Raw genomic sequence first — 19,667 nt, 5'->3', positions numbered from 1 at the left:
GAGTGCTCAAGTCGACGTCGCACAGGGAGGAGAATGTGTCTGTGCTGGACGTACGAAGCGTCTCGAAAAGCTTTGGTGCTATCCGCGCCTTGTCAGATGTTAGCTTCGCGGTTGCTGCCGGCGAGGTGGTTGGCCTGATGGGCGACAACGGTGCCGGGAAATCGACCATGGTGAAGCTGATTGCGGGGAACTTCCCACCCTCCGACGGCGAAATCGCGGTGGACGGCAAGGTTTGCCATTTCCACAAGCCGATCGAGGCACGGGGCGAAGGGATCGAGGTCGTCTATCAAGATCTGGCCTTGGCCGACAATCTGACGGCCGCCCAAAATGTCTTTCTCGGCCGCGAGATTAAGAAGGGGTTTTGGCCGCTCCGCGTGCTCGACAAGCAGGCGATGATCAACCGCTCGGCAAAACTGTTCGCGGAGCTGAAGTCGGAGACGCGGCCGCGCGATCTGGTCAAAAAAATGTCAGGCGGCCAGCGGCAGGCGGTCGCCATTGCCCGCACCCGGCTATCCAACTCCAAGCTCGTGCTGATGGATGAGCCGACCGCGGCGATTTCGGTCCGCCAGGTAGCCGAGGTGCTGGAGCTGATCCGGCGGCTCAAATCGCAAAATGTGTCGGTAATGCTGATCAGCCACCGCATGCCCGATGTGTTCGCGGTCTGCGACCGCATCATCGTGCTGAGACGCGGCTCGAAAGTGGCCGACAAGGCGACGGAGAAGACATCGCCGGAGGAGATCACCGGCCTAATTACGGGAGCGATCCGTGATGCATAGCCAGAGCGACATGCTGAAGGAAGGCCATGCGTCCATCGGTGATGTGGTCGGCATAATAGAGCAGAGCGTTTTCCAGAAGATGATCGCCAGCCAGGCCTTCTGGGTCGCGATCGCGCTTTTCGTGTTGGTGGTCTTCATGACGTGGCTGGAGCCCAGCTTCGGCACGGTCGACAACGTTACCAACACCACCCGCAATTTTGCACCTATCGCCATCATGGGGCTGGGCATGACGGTGGTGCTGATCACCGGCGGCATCGATCTGTCGGTCGGCTCGGTGATGGGGCTGGTCGCGATCGTCGCCGGCCTGCTGCTCACTTGGCACCAGCCTTGGTATGTGGCGTTTGGCGCGGGTCTGCTCGCAGGCATCGCCTGCGGAGCCTTTAACGGTTTCTTCGTGGCCTATATCGGCATGCCGTCCTTCGTGGTGACGCTAGGCATGCTGTCGATCGCGCGCTCGCTGGCGGTCGTGCTGTCCGGCAACCAGATGCTTTACCAGTTCGGACCCGATGCGCCGATCGTCAAGGCCATCGGCCAGGCCAAATGGCCGAGGCACACGCCTGACGGCTGGGTGCCTCATTGGATCCCGGAACTGTCCTCGCAGTTCTGGGTGATGGTGATCCTCGCGCTCATCGTCGGCTCCGTCTTCATTTTCACCGCCTGGGCGCGCCACCTCTTCGCGATCGGCGGCAACGAGAACGCCTCGCGGATGACCGGCGTCCCCGTCGACTGGATCAAATTCCAGGCCTATGTCTTCTGCGCATTTACCGCATCGATCGCGTCCCTGCTGCTGCTCGGCTACAGCGGCTCGGCCATCAACGCGATGGGAACCGGCTACGAGTTGAGGGTGATCGCCGGCACCGTCATCGGGGGGGCCAGCCTGATGGGCGGCTACGGAACCGCGTTTGGCGCTGTGATCGGTTCGGCCTTCCTCGAGGTCATCCGCAACGCGCTGCTGATGGCCGGGATCGATTCGAACTGGCAGGGCGCCTTTGTCGGGGCCTTCATCATTCTTGCCGTGCTTCTCGGCATGCAGACCTCGGGCAAGTCGCTGCGGGCGACGCTGGAGGGTATGTTTACCTGGAAGCGCAAATAGAATCCGGCGGCCGCAAGCCGTCGGGGATAGTGGACGTCAAAACAAAGTGGAGGAACAGGTGAAAAAATACATTCTGACGGCGGCCGTGGCGTTTTCCGCGCTGATGGCAGGGCAGGCCTATGCCCAGCAGAAATACGTCTTCGCCCTTGTGCCGAAGAACATGAACAATCCTTTCTTCGACCAGGCTCGTGACGGCTGCAAGAAGGCCGAAGCCGAATCCAGCGGCGCGATCGAATGCATGTATATCGGCCCCGGCGAGCATGGCGGCGGCGAGGAGCAGGTGCAGATCGTGCAGGACCTGGTGGCCAAGAAGGTCGACGGCATCGCCGTCGCCCCGTCGAACGCCGCGGCAATGGCCGTCGCGCTTCAGGCCGCCAAGGAAGCGGGCATTCCCGTGCTTACCTGGGACTCGGATGTGCTACCGGAGAACAAGGACCTGCGTGTCGCCTATATCGGCACGCACAATTACGAAATTGGCGTCAACCTCGCCAAGATCGTGCAGACCATCAAGCCGAAAGGCGGCACCATCTGTATCCAGTCGGGCGGAGCTGCCGCGGCCAACCACAATGAGCGCATGAAGGGTATACGCGATACGCTGGCCGGCAAGGAGTCGGCCGCCTCGCCAGGTGATGCCCTGACCGGCCAGAACGGCTGGACGGAAGCACCGGGCTGCCCTCTCTATACCAACGACGACTTCCCTCTGTCGGTTCAGCAGTTCCAGGACTTCATGGCGAAGACGCCAAACCTCGACGCCTTCGTGCCGACAGGCGGCTTTCCGCAATTCATACCGGATGCGAATCGCGCTGCGGTCGAGCCGTACAAGGATAAGATCGCCAAGAAGGAGCTGGCTCTGGTCGTCGCCGACACGCTGCCGGTGCAGATGGACCAGATGAAGGAAGGCCTGTCGCTCGGCCAGGTCGGACAGCGGCCGTTCGAAATGGGCTACAAGACCATGCTGGCGCTGAAGGACATCAAGGACGGCAAGCCCGCGCCGGCCGACCCGACCTACACCGGTCTCGACGTCTGCACCCCCGAAACCGCCGACACCTGCATCGGAAAGTAGGCGGGGGGCGCAACTCTGCGGCGGGCGAGGGATGACTCTTGCCCGCCTTTGCCCCTGAGAGGCGACAACAGACCCATCGAGCGACTGGCTCAAATCGACCGCTGCCGTCAGGCCTCAGAGACGCTCCGCTGGCCACGGCGTGACCATTTTTAGACGAGTGCCGGGAGTGATCCCATTCGGGAGGAGCAATTGAGAAAGATACGATATGCCGTGGTGGGCGCGGGCTGGATCACACAGGAAGCCTTTATGCCCGGTGTGTCCCAGACCGGAAACTCGACAATCACGGCGATCGTCAGCGGCTCGGCCAAAAACGCCGCCAAGCTCGCCGAATTCTACGGCGTGGAACACGTCTTCAGCTATGAGCAGTACGACCAGATGCTCGCATCGGACGTCGCCGATGCAGTTTACGTGGCATTGCCGAACTCCATGCATGCCGACTATGCGATCCGAGCCCTGAGAGCCGGCAAGCACGCGCTCGTTGAGAAGCCGCTGGCCACGACCGAGGCGGAATGCGAGGCGATGATCGCCGCCGCCAATGAGAGCGGAGCGTACCTGATGACGGCGTATCGGCTGCACAACGAGCCCGGCACTGTCGAGGTCCTGGAGCGCATCCGCAGCGGTGAGATCGGCGATCCCCGCATCTTTGCCGCGGTCTTCTCCTTCGTAGCGTCGTCCGACAATCACCGCCTCAAGGCCGCCTATTGGGGCGGTCCCTTGCAGGACATCGGCGTCTACTGCCTGAATGCCGCGCGCCATATCTTTGCCACTGAGCCGATCGAGGCAGTCGCGGTAAGGAGTTTCGGCAGCGCCTCAGTCGGGGAGGTAGAGGAAAGCATTGCCGTGACGTTGCGCTTCCCCGAGGGCCGGCTTGCGCAGTTCATTGCCAGCTTCGGCGCGGACAATTCGGATTTTTACCACGTGGCCGGAACGAAGGGGAGCGTAACGGCCGACCCTGGCTTCCGTTTCGAGACTGCCGTGCAAATGAAGCTTCGGCATGGCGACATCAGAACCGAAAAGGCGTTCCCGCAGACAGACCATTTCGCCGGACAGACCGCGTATTTCTCCGACTGCATCCTGAATGCACAACCGCCTGAAGCCGACGGTGGAGAAGGATTTGCCGACGTGCGCGCCCTGCTTGCCATTGAGCGCGCCGCCAGCACCGGTCAGCCTCAGAAGATAGACACGCCGGCACGGCAGGTTCATCCTACTGCGGATATGATCCGCATCTTGCCTACAACGGACCAGCGGCTGCTTCTCTGACGCGCTTTCGCCCGCGGAGCCGGCCAGGATTCATTGCGAGAAGCGTCTCACGAAACGGCATCGCGTACCGCGTTGTACCGTGCAACCGTTCATGCGGAGGCAGTCACGATCTTGTTTCCGAACGTGCTCGACGGGCTGCGCTGGGTGAAATTCATCCAGGCGGCCGCCGACTCGCACGAGGCCGGAAAAGCCCGGACAACCGGCTGGCTTGACTGAACGCATTGGAATAATACGGAGGTCAACTTGAGTATACGCGTTGGAATTATCGGCGTAGGGGTAATGGGTGCGGATCACGCGCGGATGCTCGCATCACCTCAAGCCCGGCTTGCCGCCCGACGGGAGCATTCCGCGCCCTTCATCGCTGCCCTGAAACCATGGTTCGAAAAGCAGCTATCGATGATCTCCTCCGGCTCTGGCCTGGCCGAAGACATCCGGCATGGGCTCGGCCACTGGCAAGGCCTGACCCGCTTCCTGGACGATGGCCGCCTGGAACTCGACACCAACCCGGTTGAAAACGCGATCAGGCCAGTATGCCTGACCAGAAAAAAATGCCCTGTTTGCAGGTCACGAAGTCGGGGCCGAAAATTGGGCGCTGCTCGCCTCCATCGCCACCTGCAGGCTCAACGACGTCAACCCGGTCGCCTACCTCGCCGAAACCCTCGACGCCATCATCAACGGCCATCCGCAGACCCAGATCGAGGAACTCATGCCCTGGCGATTCCGAAAAACGTCAAGCCCAAATCCACAGGCGATCCGCGAGGCGCTCACCCTAAGTTTTATCATTGACGGTCTGACTTGACGTCTGGCCCGAGGGCGGCGTTCGCTACTATTCCGAAACTTAAGGTTTCGCCCTACCGCGTAATTGGGGTCGGCTGTCTTAAGAGGGCCGCTGCCCACGGTGCCTACTTCTTAACGCATTGGCGGACTGGTGCGGCCGAGCAAACTTCGCCCACGCCGCAGTCCAGGTCGCGTGAACAAGGTTTCGGCATTTGCGGTGGCTCCAGCGTGACGAAGGGCGTCCTCGGCTCTTCCCCCGGTCTCGCCGTTCTCGGGAGGAAGGCGCCGGGATCACCGAGCGACTTCACATATCGATAGAATGACCGAATGTCGCTCTCCGGCATGACGCGAACGTTGTACCAAGGCATCGGCGGCAATGTGCGAAGTGTCTTGATGTAGGTTACATACCCGTCTTCGCTAAGGTCTTGCGCGCTCCATCTCAGATTGCTTGCATACGTTGTGCCCCACGGCCCCCGCCAACCTATTACTTTCCCTCTCAATGCCTTGGTGGGGTCGAGTGCGCCTTCGGCTTCCCTGTAGCCGTCAGTATGGCAGTCGTGACAGCTGCCGATGATGGAAACCAGCCGTCCTCTCTCGACAGACACCTCCTCTGCCGCAAACGCTGCCCCCGATGCTGTCAATATTGCTGAGCCAACCAGGAGCTTAATGAAGTGCATGGTAGCCTCCAGCGCCCTCACACCGCTCGCTCAAAGCCAATAACAACGTCGAGACTTTACCACAATTTTGAAAGTTGGGGTGGGGAAAGCAACGGATCGTTGGAGGCAATAGTCCCTAAGAGGCTCCTGGGACACTGTCGACAATCGCAGCACAGCACTACGTTCGACAACTGGGCGCTGCTCGCCTCCATCGTGGCCACCTGCAGGCTCAACGACGTCAACCCGGTCGCCTACCTCGCCGAAACCCTCGACGCCATCATCAACGGCCATCCGCAAACCCAGATCGAGGAACTCATGCCCTGGCGATTCCGGAAAACGTCAAGCCCAAATCCATAGGCGATCCGCGAGGCGCTTACGCTTCCACCGCAACGGTCTCGCTGCTTTCGCCCCTGCGCACCGAGATCAATTCGGGTCTGTCGCGAGGAACGGCCTATCCCGCGGACTGGCGTCCTCGCTTCACCGATGCCTATCGCCTGCAGGCCCAGGCCTGGATCCATTCAATACTCAGCGGAATTCCGGCCGGAGCAAGCTGCTGGACGGATACCGGGCTGCAATCGCTGCCGAGGCGGGTCTGCAATCACTATCAGAAGGGCGAAAGGCAGTTATTGGCGCAATGAGTAAGCCAGAACTGTACAAATAGCTGACGGCATTTGAATTCATAATGACCTCGGCAGCCGACTAATAATCTTCTTTTTCAGGCCCCTCCCGTCAGCGTGTTCCACGCAGCCGGTGCGCTGCTTCGGCTCGTCGCAGGGACACGTGCGTGTTCTGTAGGATCATTTCGCGAAAAGCCTCGTTTGATACTGCAAAGTTGTACCATCGTGTCCAACATCAGATGGGACGCAGTCCCAACAAACATGCAGTTCAGACAGTCGATTACGCGTCTTTGTTGAAGTGGTGCTGTACCAAATGCAGTACCGGCCTTGAAACGGTTGATCCAGTTCGTCGCTCATCAGGCCATAAGCCGCGGGCGGCTGTGTACGGCAGGGCTGAACGAAACCTCATTCACGCTCCCTCGCTACTCCGTGAGACCCGTCATTTCCTTTCTCGCAGCCTCAGTCCGGAACTCAAGGTATTTGGCCAAATCGGCGAGATGGACGCCCTTGGCACACTTCTGACTGTCCTCGATCCGCACGAGCGGAAGGGCAATTTCCCCCATGGAAATCTTTCGGACCAACTTCGGCGGCGTCAGGTGGGAGAAATAGTCTCGGCAGACCTCATCGATCGGGATGATGGCCTTGCCACCATACTGAGCCATCAAAAGCAGTGCTGTGTTCATTCCAGGTTGCTATCCCTGTTAGGAGCTTGGCAGACTAGCAAGCCGCCCAACGGGTTCAACGGCCGGGCAGGGGGGCGCGTGCAAAAGGGTGGGCGCGACCTAAGCAACGGCCGGGGCGTTCAAGTCGCTAGAGGGATACCGCCAATACAGTGCTGTGACCGAGTTCGTTTGCTGACGGGCTTCTTAATCGGCGCAAATCGGTCCGACTCCAGACCTCCGCAACCAGTTCCAGCATAAATCACTAATAGTCGCGATCTGATCAAAGCCCCGCCGGAAAAAACGGCAAGGCTTTTCCCACGGCAGGTTTGGCGAAGCGCGGAAGGGCACTCTGCCGCCCAGAGTAAGCGGCCTGCACGGTGAAGACGAGAGGGACGCTTTTCCAAGCGCGGAGTTCGAATCCCTCCGAGCCCACCAAGTCGCCTCCCTGCAATGCTGGCCTGGACCTGTCAAATCGTCACGTTAATGATGTCGGTATCGGTGGTTGCGTGTCCCCGCAACCACTTCTGTCATAGTACGATAACCGTCTCGGTCTAACCGAGGCGGTTTTTTCGTGTGGCGAGTTTGAAAATGTCTGGATTGCGTGAGGCCGTGAGGCCGGGCATTAAGGCGCATATTTTGCGGGAAGGCCTTCATGAACCTCAATCATCGGCAGAATGCGCCGTGCAGCGTAACCATCCGGTGTGGACCGCGGCAGACGCCGTTTCGCGTGTTAGACTGCTTGGCATGGAGATCGACACCGACAAGATTGACGCGTGCAGCGGTGGTGCTTCGACGTAGAAATCGGAAAACACGCTCGCGGCAACTCTGCACTACGCAGATGCGCGCCCATCTCCGGCCACGCAACATCGATCCGCAATTCGGAGCCATGTAGTGGTAGGTGGCGGCGCAGGACCGCTACATCGCCAGAGCCATTACCTGAGATAGTGGGTTTGAGGTGGTGGTAGAGGGAAGGGCGCTGGAAACTAACCTTCTCCATTTTCGGCAATTCGCCAACCGTCGCGATCTCGCGATTGAGCAGTGTCCTCCAGTCACTCATAGCCTGTCATCTCGAGATAGCCGCGCCCGGCATGGGTGCCCTCAAATCGGATCGGGCCTTCCCAATAGGGAGAGCGTGTGTCCATCCAGGCTTCTGGGTTTAGCGTCCGGATGGTCACATCCACTCCGTTTTCCGGCAATTGCACCCTCCAGCGGATCGGCACGCTACGTCCCGCGACTGCCGCCGTTTCGAGCGGCGTCACCCTTAGCGCGCCGGGGGCCTGCGGCTGCGGCCTGCCGTCGGCCTTGATCCATGTGGCCGATGTAAAGCCCGCGCCTCCGTCGCGCAGGCGAAAGCCCATCATCTTTTCGCCGCTGTCGAAATGCAAGGAGAACCAGTCCCACCCGGTCTGATCCTCAGCCAGCGGCTGCGAGGACCATTCGTGGTCCAACCACGCCTGACCGGACACCGCGATCACGCCCGCCGGAAGGGTCAGTGTACCGGTCACGTGGTAGAATGGTTGCGAGTAGTAATAGCTCGCCTGCCCCTTCTCGGATTTCACCGAGTAGCCCTGCACTCCCTGCGGCACCAGAGGGCCTTTGGCGTCCAGTGCCAGTTCGTAGGAAAACGCCTGTCCCGCCGCGTGCAGATCGAGCGCCGACAGCGCATCCGCCTCTGGCAGGGCCCGACCTGCCATCTGCCAGTTGTCAATCCAGGCCGCAAAGGGTGCAGCCGAAACCCCCGCCTGGCCGATGCCGCCCCGTGCCAGCCGTTCGGCCACGAATTGGCGCGTTCGCGTCGTCAGCCCGGCGTGGCCCATCCAAAGCTGCGGACTGGACCAGCCGGACCGCTCCACCGGGGCCAGGGCGGATCGGAAAAGAGTCCATTGCACGCCATAGTCCGCTCCATCCGCAGCTTGCAGGTTGGCCGTCAAATACCACCATTCGATCCGGTAACCGGGGTGCGGGCCGTGGTCTGCCGGAAAGTTGAATGCAGTCCCCGGCTGCGGCACTGAAAACCCGTCAGCCTCTGTGCCAAGCCCAGCAAAACCCTGGCCAAAGGCAGGTGCGGCCAAGCTCATGTAGATCAGCAATGCTCTAACGCTCATGTGCAAATACCTTCAGCAAATCCGATGGCGAAAGACGCGCCAGCCGCCAGGCAGGCACGGCGGCTGCAAGTCCGGCCGCCAGCAACGCGAGCGCCGCCAGCCGCGCCCAGTCACCGGGAAAAAGGTGCATCGGCAGACGCCAGCCAAAAGCCTCCACATTCACCACCGCCAGTAGAACAAAGGCGAGCCCGATACCTACAGGCAGAGCGGCCAGCATGGTCAAGGCTGCCAACAACAAGCCGCGCCAAAGCTCCAGCCATACGAGGTGGCGGCGGGGCAGACCCATGGCCCAGACCGGCGCCAGTTGCGGTAGGCGCATCCCCGACAGGGTCATGAGGCTCGCAAACATCGCCAGCCCCGCGACTCCCAGCGTCAGCACATTCAGCGCGGCTGTCACTCTGAATGTGCGCTCAAACACTTTGAGCGAAAAGACCTTGATCCCGGCCTGGTCAATCACGTTCTGCGCGGGCAGCCCGAATTCCGCCCGCAAACCCGCAGCCAGTGCTTCGGCCTTGCCGGGGGCAATCCGAATGGCATAGCGCAGGCGGGAGACGTCAGGATAGTGCTGGAGCAGTGTGTCGATCCCGATGATCACTTGGCCGATCGGGTTGCCATAGTCGGCATAGACGCCGACGATGCTGGCCCGCCAGCCACCGGGCAGCGTGATCTGGTCCCCTAAGCCCAACTCCTGGCGCCGCGCCAGTTGTTCGTTGATCAGGGCGCCGTCGCCTGTGGCGATCCGGTCCCACACCCCCGGCACTGCAGAGAGGATCGGCCAGTTGTCGCGATAGGTGCCATGATCGGCCACGCCGTATATTGCCGCGGGCTGGCCTGCGACCCGGCCCTCAATGCTCCAGATCGGCAGGACCGCGTCGCTGCGCTGGGCCAGCCAGTCGCGTATCGCCGTGGCCTCTGCTTCGGTGCGGGCGGTCACGTAAAGCTCTGAGGCGAGACGCTGATCGAGCCAGCCGGTGAAGGTCAGCCGAAAGCTCGACACCATCGTGCTGACGCCCACATTGACGGCCAGCGCAAGCAGCAGTGCCATTAGCGCCAATGACAGGCCGGGAAGCTGTTGACGCGTGTCGGCCCAAAACCATTCAGCCAATGGTCCACGCGCCAAGCGGCCGCCAAGGTGCAATATCCCCGTCAGCACGAGCGGCAGCGCCAGTGCCGCCCCCAACAGCAGTGCCGCCAGAAGCGCAAAGCCCGCCTCGAGGCCGGATCCGAAGTGTGCAATTCCCGCCGCCGTCAACAGGAGCACCATCGCAGCCACGCCTTGCGCGCGCAGGGCCCGCTCCGAAGCCCGCGCCCAGGCCCGAGGCTGGGCCGGCGCAAGCAGCGGCAGGTGCCATAGCCGCCAGAGGCTTTGTGCGGCCGCTACCAGCGTGCCGATTACCGCGATCGCCAGCCCCGCTGCCCACACTGCGGGGCGGATCGACAGCGTTCCCGGCACATCGGCCCCGTAAAGTCCGCGCAGGGTGGCGGCGACGTCGGGCAAAAGGGCCGAGGCGACTACATAGCCAAGTGCCACGCCCACCAATCCCGCGAGGAGGGCGAAGATCAGCAGCTCGGCGATCAGCAAAAGGACCAGCACGCGGGCCGGCAAGCCCAGTGCGCGCAGCGTGCGAAACACCGGGCGGCGCTGTTCAAAAGCCAGACCGATGGCGGAATGCACGATGAAGAGCCCCACCGCAAAGGCAAGAAAACCGAAAGCCGTCAGGTTCAGGTGAAAACTGTCGGTCAGCCTGGCAAGATCCCCCGTTTCACTCGGCTCGCGCAGGGTCAGGCCGGGGGCTGTCACCTCTAGAGGGGCACGGCCAATCGGTTGGTCCGGCCAGAGCAAAAGACGAGAGATCTTGTCCTTTGCCCCAAGCAAGACCTGCGCCTGCCCGATGTCGGTGAGGACTGTGCCAGGCGGCAAACCCTCGGCCACGCGCACGGGAGGTGTTGCTTGCTCGGTTAGTCGTGCCGCGGTTTCCGGAGTTGCATAGAGCACCCCGGGCGCCGTGATGAACGGCAATAGCTCATCACCCACTGCAACATCCACCTGCTGCGCCTGCGGCGGCAAAGTCAGTGGGTCAATGCCGAGGACGCGCAACCGCACATCCCCAAACCGCATTTCACCTTCAATCACCGGCGAAGCCAGCCAGCCTGCTCGCCGCAGTCTCACAAACACCTGTTGATCCATCCGGGTCCCGTCCTCACGCACCAGTTGCGCGAGCCGGTCCTGCCCAAGGATCGCCGCTGCACGGTCATAGCTCGCCCGCGCCTCACCGTTGATCGCCTGAATCGCTGACCACAACGCCGTTGCCAGCGATAGCCCCAAAAGCAGCATCGCCAGTTGGACAGGCCGCCTGCGCCAATGCGACAAGAGCGCTGACAACCCGGTCCACACCATCAAGCCAGCCGTCCCGCGTGCAGGTGAACGTGGGCGTTCAGCCGGTTTGCCAGACGGTTGGAATGGGTAACCATTAACAGGGCGGCACCCGTTTCAGCCACCAGCGACAGCATAAGATCGAGTACAGCGTCCCCTGTTGCCTCATCGAGATTGCCCGTGGGCTCATCGGCCAAAACCAGCCGGGGCCGAACGGCTAGGGTCCGCCCAATCGCCACCCGCTGTTGTTGCCCACTCGACAGCTGTTCAGGGTAGCGCGTTAGGACCTTGGCCAGGCCCAGCCGTTCAGCAAGGACCTTCAGCCACGCCGGATCAGGACGGCCGGCAAGTCGAGCCTGAAAGGCAAGGTTGGCTGCCACATCAAGCGAAGGGATCAGGTTGAACTGCTGGAACACAAGTCCGACTGTTCCCCGCCGCAGGGCGGCAAGGGCCGTATCGTTCAGCCCCACAATATTGGTACCGCCAAGGTGGATTTCTCCCGCATCAGGGCTGTCGAGCCCTGCAACGAGGTGCAAAAGCGTGCTCTTGCCGCTGCCAGACTCGCCGGTCAGCGCAAGGCTCTTGCCCGCCTCCAGCGAAAGATCGATCCCGTGCAGAACATGCAACGGCCCTTCGCCAGTGGGGTAGAATTTGTCGATCTGGTCCAGCCTCAGCAGCATGTTACTCCCCGGAGGCCCGCGTGCTTCTGACACGGCATGCCAGTGAAATAGCGCCAAACAACGACCCCTTTCATACAGCCTCCAAACCCACTGCCTTAAATGGTTTTCTTCAGAGGCTCGCGTTTTGCATCTAACGCGACCTCCACTTGGAATTCGATGTACAATTACGATCTAGAGCGGTTCTCAGCTAGGCGGGATAGGCGTTGACCGTGCCGTCGCAACTCACTCTCCAAACGGAACTGGAGCGCTGCCTTCAATTCCTCAGCAGTGCCGATGCCGTTGCTGAAAAGCGCCATGATTATGCCTGCAGCCTGGTCACACTCAGGCGTGCTTGGCTCTATGCCAGCCTCACGGGAATACGCGATCAAACCTTTCGGGCAAAGAGTTCCTCTTCGATCTTTGCGCGGTTGTTTCCATACTTTTTTACCAGCCTGAGGGCATCAGCCCGTTCGAGATGGTGCTTCTTCATGAGGTACCCGACTTCATAGTCTTCGCCACCGTCGACCCGTGCTCTGTCTTGCGGACCACGCTTTGACTTGTCGTCTGCCATGACAACCTCCATGGGCGATCGCCTCGCCCAAACGTGTCAAGGATAATCCTCTAATCGACGGGGACAAGGACGTAGTCGCCAACCATGTCGAAACCGCACAACTCCGCGGTCGCAGGGATAAGCCGATCCCTTACGGGGAACGCTTTGCTCGTCCGCCGTTCGAAGCGTCGAGGTCTTCTGGGCTGGTACACGTTCTTGCGGCCGTGGGAGGAAGCTTTCCGCGCGACATCACGAATGGAGTCCCTTGATGCATCGAAGGTCGCCAAATAACCCGCTTCGGCTGTGGCTGCTTCCGGTTTTGCGTTCGCGAGCGCTTCAATCTCAATCAAGAACGGCATTTCAAACATGCCATCGTAGCCGAGAAAATGGAGGTATTGTCCGGCCTCGTCGTAGCTGCGGCTTCGGTTCGGAAAAGTCAGCGCCAAGGTTGAACATACCTCAAGCCGTCAAGAACCGCGTAGCGAACGTCTGTTGCAGGCTCGCGGCCTTGCGTCTCTTCGCATTGTGCGCGTTCAGAATTACGGCGGTTTCGAAGCTAAACTGCCACTCGCTTGATCCCGCTGCCCGGCCAGCGATGGAGCCGGGCTACTCTAGCACAGACTCTGCCCGTCGATCACCTCGATCGGCACGGACTCCAGACCGACATCGTCGAACAGCCGCGCACTTGACCGCGTTCGCCAAATTAATGGCCGGATCTTTGCGAAGCCTCCGCATTTTTGTGGGGGGAAGCCCTCCCAGCATCATCGTGATTGGACTTCACGATCGGTCGGAGTCACGCTGGCCGCAGGTATAAGAAGGATATGGGTGGGCCAACTATCGTCCGAATAGGAGGCTAAAATGAAGCACCAGACGCTTGAGCAACTGCAGATCGTCGCCGAGATCGATCAGGACTACCTGCGCCAGGCCATGTCGCGCAGCGAACGTCTTGAACGCTGGGCGGAGCTCCTTGAACGGAACCCTGACCGGCGACTCTCGACGCTACACCAAACCGAGTATCAGCCGGTTAGATCACGCGGGGCCATGCGCGGCGACGGCTCGCCGATCTCAGTCGCTTTCGAGGATCCTGTCCTCCGCGCCGCCGGGTTGGAAAGCGACAACTACGGCGAAGCGAAGCGGTTCTTCGAACTGACCGACAGGCAATTGCATGAGATCATCTGCTATTGTCATTTCGGCGCGACGGTGAGCGCCGTAACGGCCGCCCGTCACATCCGTGCGGCGATTGCCGGGAGACAGCCCGGCATGTTCGCTCGGATGCGTGAGGCGTTCGTCGGATAAAGCCGGAGCCGTTTCGCAGCATCATTTTTGAAGCGGCTCGCATGGAAAGCCGCCGCCGTAGCGCGGGCAAGCGCTCCCCACGCGGGGAGGCTGCGTTGCATGAGGGGGTGCGGCTTTCCGCAGGAGCACGCCGACGCCCCTCCTGCATCTTTTCCATCCGAACCGGAAAGATCCCAATGCTGCCAGTACATCCGTGGTCAGCGCCGTGGTTCAAAGGCTCGAACAGAGCGACATGCGCGCCGGATAAGCGCTATACATTCGCTGTCGAAAATTCGGTGCTTCATGGTGGGTCGGAGGTCGCGGACCTATGTCGATCGGGACCGGGAAAGCCAAATCGTGCCAAATTTTCGCGAACTGTATATATCTCTCGATGCACATTCAATCAAGGCTCGATAGGTTTGTCTCGTAATTGCGGATTAATATAGTCTGTTGTCGGCAAAATTAAGAGGGATGAATTACAATAAAATTGCTTATAGCTCCGCCTTTCGGACGGCCAAAAGCGCCGGTAAAAACGACTGATTTCATTTCAAATATTTTCGGTTTGAGGAATTAAAAATTTGGCACTCCTATCATTCGAGTGCCAAAGGGGCTATGTTAAGTGTTGCAGTCGCTCTATGTGCGGCGGCAGAAAGAACCCCCAATGAAATTCCGGCCACTCCACGACCGCGTCGTCATTCGGCGCGCGGAAGGCGATACCAAATCCAAGGGCGGGATCATTATTCCCGACACCGCCAAGGAAAAGCCTCAGGAAGGCGAAGTGATCGCCGTGGGCCCGGGCTCGCGTGACGAGAGCGGCAAGCTGATCCCGCTCGACGTCAAGGCCGGCGATCTCATCCTGTTCGGCCAATGGTCCGGCACCGAGGTCAAGATCGACGGCGAGGACCTCCTGATCATGAAGGAGAGCGACATTTTGGGCATCGTCGAGAAGATCAAAGCGGCCAAGAAAGCCGCCTGACCGGGCGATTTCCGATCCCGCAATTTCAAGACTGAACTGGACGTAAAATCATGTCTGCCAAGGAAATCAAATTCGCTACCGATGCCCGCGACCGGATGCTTCGCGGCGTCGAAATTCTGAACAACGCCGTCAAGGTGACGCTCGGCCCCAAAGGCCGCAATGTCGTCATCGACAAGGCCTATGGCGCGCCGCGCATCACCAAGGATGGTGTCGCCGTCGCCAAGGAAATCGAGCTTGCCGACAAGTTCGAGAACATGGGCGCCCAGATGGTGCGCGAAGTGGCCTCGAAGACCAACGACCTCGCCGGCGACGGCACGACGACAGCCACGGTGCTGGCCGCTTCCATCCTGCGCGAAGGTGCCAAATTCGTTGCCGCGGGCATGAACCCGATGGATCTCAAGCGCGGCATCGATCTTGCTGTGGCTGCTGTGGTGAAGGACATTCAAGCCAGGGCCAGGAAAGTCAAATCTTCGGACGAGATCGCCCAGGTTGGTACGATCGCCGCCAATGGCGACGCGTCGGTCGGCGCCATGATCGCCAAGGCGATGAACAAGGTCGGCAATGAGGGCGTGATCACCGTCGAAGAAGCCAAGACAGCCGAAACCGAACTCGATGTCGTCGAAGGCATGCAGTTCGACCGTGGCTATCTCTCGCCCTATTTCGTCACCGATGCCGAGAAGATGCGCGCGGAGCTGGAGGACCCTTACGTTCTCATCCATGAGAAGAAGCTCGGCAATTTGCAGGCGTTGCTGCCGATCCTCGAAGCTGTGGTGCAAAGCGGTAAGCCGCTGCTGATCATCTCGGAAGACGTCGAAGGCGAGGCGCTAGCAACGCTGGTCGTCAACAAGCTGCGCGGCGGCCTCAAGGTCGCAGCCGTCAAGGCGCCAGGCTTCGGTGACCGGCGCAAGGCGATGCTGGAAGACATTGCCGTGCTCACCGCCGGCCAGATGATTTCCGAGGATCTCGGCATCAAACTCGAGAACGTCACGATCGACATGCTCGGGCGGGCTAAGCGCGTGCTCATCGAGAAGGATACGACGACGATCATCGACGGCGCCGGCGAGAAAGCCACCATCCAGGCGCGCGTCCAGCAGATCAAGTTGCAGATCGAGGAAACGTCCTCGGATTACGACAAGGAGAAACTCCAGGAACGTCTCGCCAAGCTGGCTGGCGGCGTTGCTGTCATTCGCGTCGGCGGCGCGACCGAGACGGAAGTCAAGGAAAAGAAGGACCGCATCGATGATGCGCTGAACGCCACTCGTGCAGCCGTGGAAGAAGGCATCGTTGCCGGCGGCGGTGTTGCGCTTTTGCGCGCCAAGGCAGCTTTGACTGAGCTTACTGGCGCGAATGCTGACATGACGGCAGGTATTTCGATTGTGCTGAGAGCACTTGAAGCGCCGATCCGCCAGATTGCCGAGAATTCCGGCGTTGAAGGTTCGATCGTCGTCGGCAAGCTCTCCGACAGCAAGGATCACAATCAGGGCTTCGACGCCCAGAACGAAGTATATGTCGACATGATCAAGGCCGGTATCGTCGACCCCGCCAAGGTCGTTCGGACGGCCCTGCAGGATGCCGGCTCGATTGCCGCGCTCCTGATCACCGCTGAAGCAATGATCGCGGACATTCCGCAGAAGGTTTCGCCCGCTATGGGTGGCGCGGGAGGTATGGGCGGAATGGGCGGAATGGACTACTGAGCGGCGCCTGAAACTATAGCCAGGACGACGGAAGGCCAGCGACGCGGGCACATGCGAGCCGATATCTCGGCGATCATCGGTTCGCTCGACATCGTGTTCGGGGAGATCGATCGATAGGCTCGTCGCTGTCGTATTTGCTGCTAAAAATGGTCTTGGAGACAAGAACATGACCGACACTCTTGCCGAGAAAACATGTACGCCTTGTCGCGGCGGCGTCCCGCCGCTCACGCGTGATGAAGCCCAACGCTTCCAGGCACAGGCTCCTGATTGGGAGCTGGGTGACGATGCCCACCGCATCCAGCGGAGCTTTCGATGCCGCAATTTCCGGGACGCGCTCACCCTTGTTCAGGAGATCGGTGAGCTCGCCGAAATCGAGGGCCATCACCCCGACATCAGCTTCGGCTGGGGTTATGTGACGGTTTCCCTGAGCACCAAGAAGATCAAAGGACTGCACGAGAACGATTTCATCATGGCGAGCAAGATCGATCGGATGCTCGATCGCGCGGGGCGGCCCCTCGACCGCCAACGGTGACACGGCAAATCCATTGCCAATCAAGTGAGGTCGTTTATGCCACACATCCGTACCGACGATCAGCCCGCAACTCAGATCACTGTTATCGAGCCCGAACCGGACAAGCAGGCCGAGGCATGTCCGTCGTGACCGAGCGAGCGCGCTTTATGGCGCGCCAGCCTGGGTTCATCTCAATCAGCCTGCATCGCAGCCTCGACGGGCGTCGCATCGTCAACTACGTCCAATGGCAGAGTCGCGATCTCTTGCGATCGGCTCATCAAAATTCCGCAGGAGTGGGGTCACTTCGATCAGGTGACGGACGAGATCGATCCCCATCTGTACGATGGTAGCCCAAGTGATAGATAGTGGTCAGTAGGCATGCCGTCCACGTGACCTGAACCGCCGGGTCGAGACACCCGACATGAGCTGGTGAATTTACATGCACCAACGCCCCCTCCATGCACCAGTGCTCTCCGGCGGGCCTGGGGGGCCGATCCGCAATGCACTACGTCGATGTTCCACATTTGACGGCAATCAAGAAAGACAGCGCCATTCGGGTCCACGGTTCCATTGTCCCGGACAAATTTCGATTTCACCGGGCGAGGAGAAGCAAGTGCCAGACAAGGATCGAGTTATTGGATCGGCCAAAAGGGCCAAAGGCACCTCACTCCGCATCGAACTTACGTGGCGCACTGCATAACACCGAGTTCGGGGCAGCATAGAAGAAGACCTCGAGCGAGGGACGCGACTACCCCGTCAAGCTCGACGATCCAAGCTTCTCCGCTCCGATATCTGCGAGCCCGGTCGAGACCGACACCGAGGGCGCGTTCTCGCTCATCGGGTCTCGCCGCGCCGCAGAGTGATCCGACCTAACACGAAGCCCCGCCGCAAGGCGGAGCTTCGCCATATTCAGGTTCGCCACTGCTTGGCACCTCTGTCAGATGCGGCACGTTACACTTTGGCAGGTGCCTTGCGCGCCTTCCTCACCGGCGACTTAACTGCGATTGGGTTTGTTCACAACGCTCTCCGGCGAGCCGTGACGGCTCGCAGTAAACTTCGTCAACGCTTATGAAAGGTGCAACGGAATGGCCCAGATCGGAACCTTCACCTGCAACGACGACGGCTTCTTCGGCAACATCTCAACCCTGGCGCTCGACGGGAAGCTTGCCATCCTGCCCGCCGAGAAATCGAATGCCAAAATATGCCAGACCACCGCGTTCTCTACAAAGACATGGAGATCGGTGCGGCGTGGGATCGCACCGGCGAGAAGGCTGTCGCCTTCTCTCCGTATGCATCGACGATTCATCCTTCGTGCAACCCGATCCGCGCAACTCTGTTCCAATCCGATGCCGAGAAAAGTGCTTAGGGCCTGCACTGGAGCCGGCTCTCGGAGCGCGACGAGCGAGGCTGATCGGATGCTCCTATTGCGCCTCAGCGAGCCTTTCGCGTCAACTCGGGCGCTGGTTAAACACTCCGACCCGATCTCCCGTCAGGCGGCTGGCGTGCGCAGCGAAGGTCAAGGGCAGCGGGACGCTTGCCAATGGCTGCGGACGCTCATCGCGACGCAATTTGCGGCAAGCAGGTCGGCCGGCGAAGCCTTGCCCTTGAAGCGAGCACGGCGGCAGACTGCCTGTGCGTCAGGATAGGGTGTATGCACTGTCGTCCGCAGCACCATGACAATGATGTCTGCATGCTTGGCTCACCCATTCGGCGTCGGCTATTTGCGCGGAACCTCCCACGCATGGTGAATGGCGGGCGCGCTCCAGCAGCACGATCTTATCCGCTGATCCATGGTTTCCGGGAAGCTGCGCGCATCGCTGATCAATGGTGCGGTTTCCATTCCGACGCGCTCTCGGCAGGGAGCGGGCGAGGCGAGCGCCCTCCATTCGCCGGTTTTCGCGCACGGGCGACATCCGGAATGACGTTGCAATGCGTAGCGACCGTGACGCGAATGTTGCGGCAGAGGCAGTGTTCGCGGCGATTCATTCGCCCAACAGTCGGTCGCCGACGAACGTTGCCGTAGTTGACTTAACTGCGGTCGAGCCTCGGCCGGATAGCTTGTGTGTCCGGCTGCGAGACCCGCCGCAGATAGCCTGTTTGTCCAGTGCCCTTCCATAGCATCACGTTGGCAGTGGCATTCCTGGTCAAGCGCATTTCGGTCTGTTGCGTCGCGGGAACTGCAGTGGGAGGGTTGTTTCAGGGGGACGGGGAGAGATGGCGGAGGACGGGAGCGGGACAGCGGGACCGAGAGTGAGGAGCGAGGGCAAGATAAAGCGAGCTGGCGCTCGCCCTCGCTTCGCTCTAAGTATCTGTCTGCACATTATTTTTTCCTGCCCGTGCTGACGTCAGGCGGAATGACGTGAGGTGCGGGGGCTCACGGCCATCGGGTATGCAATTGATCTGAAACGCAAACCCGTAGTGCCGCAGCGATGTGCGATCCGTTGGTCTACGCCACAACAAGTCTTCGCGGGCCGTCGCACGCTCTGCGCTCCGGCCATCTTGAAGCGGGAAATTCGACTCCCGATGCTGTCGTGATGGCAGATCGTGACAGCGACCAATTCCAGGTTCGCACCGGCCGGACGCGGCATGGCGGCGCGCCGGTCAATTCGCGCACGCTGC

The 19,667-nt window shown here is 60.6% G+C and carries 18 protein-coding genes and 3 pseudogenes; 15 read left to right on the top strand and 6 right to left on the bottom strand.

What is annotated here, in order from left to right; all coding sequences use genetic code 11:
• Positions 1–35: 35 nt before the first annotated feature.
• From NKI70_RS16635 to NKI70_RS33970, 6 genes and pseudogenes are all read left to right on the top strand, one after another.
• Positions 36–776, top strand: a complete 741-nt coding sequence (locus NKI70_RS16635; RefSeq protein ID WP_352449986.1) for an ATP-binding cassette domain-containing protein — start codon at positions 36–38, stop codon at positions 774–776.
• Positions 769–1,869 (top strand): ABC transporter permease, encoded by a 1,101-nt coding sequence (locus tag NKI70_RS16630; RefSeq protein ID WP_156937342.1) that lies wholly within the window; start codon positions 769–771, stop codon positions 1,867–1,869. The genes NKI70_RS16635 and NKI70_RS16630 overlap by 8 nt, the downstream gene beginning before the upstream one ends.
• A gap of 58 nt (positions 1,870–1,927) precedes the next feature.
• Positions 1,928–2,932 (top strand): substrate-binding domain-containing protein, encoded by a 1,005-nt coding sequence (locus tag NKI70_RS16625; protein ID WP_023676588.1) that lies wholly within the window; start codon positions 1,928–1,930, stop codon positions 2,930–2,932.
• Between the two features lie 210 nt (positions 2,933–3,142).
• Positions 3,143–4,192, top strand: coding sequence for a Gfo/Idh/MocA family protein (locus NKI70_RS16620; RefSeq protein WP_245274692.1), 1,050 nt, complete (start codon positions 3,143–3,145; stop codon positions 4,190–4,192).
• 306 nt (positions 4,193–4,498) lie between these two features.
• Positions 4,499–4,991: pseudogene (locus NKI70_RS33975) on the top strand (IS66 family transposase); the annotation flags it as partial.
• 649 nt (positions 4,992–5,640) lie between these two features.
• Positions 5,641–5,982, top strand: coding sequence for a transposase domain-containing protein (locus NKI70_RS33970; RefSeq protein ID WP_502894573.1), 342 nt, complete (start codon positions 5,641–5,643; stop codon positions 5,980–5,982).
• 682 nt (positions 5,983–6,664) lie between these two features.
• Here the strand turns inward: NKI70_RS33970 and NKI70_RS16595 are convergent.
• The 6 genes from NKI70_RS16595 to NKI70_RS16570 form a co-directional block, all read right to left on the bottom strand.
• Positions 6,665–6,925 carry a pyocin activator PrtN family protein gene (locus tag NKI70_RS16595; protein WP_352458348.1) on the bottom strand — a complete coding sequence of 87 codons (261 nt, stop codon included), beginning with the start codon at positions 6,923–6,925 and terminating at the stop codon, positions 6,665–6,667.
• A 1,028-nt stretch (positions 6,926–7,953) separates the two neighbouring features.
• A complete protein-coding gene (locus NKI70_RS16590; protein ID WP_352587570.1) occupies positions 7,954–9,009 on the bottom strand; it encodes a lipocalin-like domain-containing protein in 1,056 nt (351 codons plus the stop codon).
• Complete coding sequence (locus NKI70_RS16585; RefSeq protein ID WP_352724782.1) at positions 8,999–11,407, bottom strand: ABC transporter permease; 2,409 nt, start codon at positions 11,405–11,407, stop codon at positions 8,999–9,001. Before NKI70_RS16585 ends, NKI70_RS16590 begins: the two co-directional genes overlap by 11 nt.
• Positions 11,407–12,063, bottom strand: a complete 657-nt coding sequence (locus tag NKI70_RS16580) for an ABC transporter ATP-binding protein (RefSeq protein ID WP_031211739.1) — start codon at positions 12,061–12,063, stop codon at positions 11,407–11,409. The genes NKI70_RS16585 and NKI70_RS16580 overlap by 1 nt, the downstream gene beginning before the upstream one ends.
• 364 nt (positions 12,064–12,427) lie before the next feature.
• Positions 12,428–12,613, bottom strand: coding sequence for a DUF3606 domain-containing protein (locus tag NKI70_RS16575; protein WP_023676578.1), 186 nt, complete (start codon positions 12,611–12,613; stop codon positions 12,428–12,430).
• Between the two features lie 50 nt (positions 12,614–12,663).
• A complete protein-coding gene (locus NKI70_RS16570) occupies positions 12,664–13,038 on the bottom strand; it encodes a DUF1488 family protein (protein ID WP_023676577.1) in 375 nt (124 codons plus the stop codon).
• A 412-nt stretch (positions 13,039–13,450) separates the two neighbouring features.
• Between NKI70_RS16570 and NKI70_RS16565 the strand changes: the two genes are divergently transcribed.
• The 9 genes and pseudogenes from NKI70_RS16565 to NKI70_RS16525 all read left to right on the top strand — a co-directional run.
• Positions 13,451–13,888 carry a hypothetical protein gene (locus tag NKI70_RS16565; RefSeq protein ID WP_352458344.1) on the top strand — a complete coding sequence of 146 codons (438 nt, stop codon included), beginning with the start codon at positions 13,451–13,453 and terminating at the stop codon, positions 13,886–13,888.
• A 640-nt stretch (positions 13,889–14,528) separates the two neighbouring features.
• Positions 14,529–14,843 (top strand): co-chaperone GroES, encoded by a 315-nt coding sequence (locus tag NKI70_RS16560; RefSeq protein WP_023676575.1) that lies wholly within the window; start codon positions 14,529–14,531, stop codon positions 14,841–14,843.
• Positions 14,844–14,893: 50 nt separating this feature from the next.
• Positions 14,894–16,537, top strand: a complete 1,644-nt coding sequence (groL, locus tag NKI70_RS16555; protein WP_352458343.1) for a chaperonin GroEL — start codon at positions 14,894–14,896, stop codon at positions 16,535–16,537.
• A 42-nt stretch (positions 16,538–16,579) separates the two neighbouring features.
• Positions 16,580–16,654: pseudogene (locus tag NKI70_RS16550) on the top strand (NADH-quinone oxidoreductase subunit D-related protein); the annotation flags it as partial.
• A 49-nt stretch (positions 16,655–16,703) separates the two neighbouring features.
• On the top strand, positions 16,704–17,069 hold the full coding sequence (locus NKI70_RS16545; protein ID WP_352700790.1) for a 4a-hydroxytetrahydrobiopterin dehydratase: 366 nt from the start codon (positions 16,704–16,706) through the stop codon (positions 17,067–17,069).
• A complete protein-coding gene (locus NKI70_RS16540; RefSeq protein WP_352680159.1) occupies positions 17,066–17,398 on the top strand; it encodes an antibiotic biosynthesis monooxygenase family protein in 333 nt (110 codons plus the stop codon). Before NKI70_RS16545 ends, NKI70_RS16540 begins: the two co-directional genes overlap by 4 nt.
• A 384-nt stretch (positions 17,399–17,782) precedes the next feature.
• Positions 17,783–17,911: pseudogene (locus tag NKI70_RS16535) on the top strand (DUF736 family protein); the annotation flags it as partial.
• A gap of 338 nt (positions 17,912–18,249) precedes the next feature.
• Complete coding sequence (locus NKI70_RS16530; RefSeq protein ID WP_352680158.1) at positions 18,250–18,414, top strand: DUF736 family protein; 165 nt, start codon at positions 18,250–18,252, stop codon at positions 18,412–18,414.
• Between the two features lie 1,063 nt (positions 18,415–19,477).
• Positions 19,478–19,667 (top strand): hypothetical protein (locus NKI70_RS16525; RefSeq protein WP_352700791.1); only part of this gene is annotated, 190 nt, incomplete at its 3' end.

The organism is Mesorhizobium sp. M0500, assembly GCF_040321165.1.
In the GTDB taxonomy this organism is placed as follows: Bacteria; Pseudomonadota; Alphaproteobacteria; order Rhizobiales; family Rhizobiaceae; genus Mesorhizobium.
Note: the sequence above shows the minus strand (reverse complement) of the source record. Positions and strands in the feature narration are given on the sequence as shown.